Origin of the sequence: Exiguobacterium sp. s50, from assembly GCF_018618175.1 — a bacterium.
GTDB lineage: Bacteria > Bacillota > Bacilli > Exiguobacteriales > Exiguobacteriaceae > Exiguobacterium > Exiguobacterium chiriqhucha.
The window spans coordinates 1-228 of record NZ_JACSLP010000036.1 but is presented as its reverse complement, the minus strand read 5'-3'; the positions used below and the strand labels follow the sequence as shown (position 1 = coordinate 228).

Genomic DNA, 228 nt, shown 5'->3' with positions numbered 1-228 from the left:
GACCCCCAACTACTTTCGGCGCTGAAGCGCTTAACTTCCGTGTTCGGCATGGGAACGGGTGTGGCCGCTTCGCTATCGCCACCAGACAAGTATTATATTAACATTATTTAGTCATAACGTCAATATTTTTTAAGAGATTGTTCTCTCAAAACTGAAGACTCATCAATTCATCCAAACCTTAGACTAGATCAAAGCCTCGACCGATTAGTATCATTCAGCTCCACACGT

1 rRNA gene is annotated in these 228 nt (G+C 43.4%); it reads right to left on the bottom strand.

From position 1 onward, the window contains the following. Positions 1 to 86 (bottom strand): 5S ribosomal RNA (gene rrf, locus KNP68_RS15150); the annotation flags it as partial. Between the last annotated feature and the right edge of the window lie 142 nt (positions 87 to 228).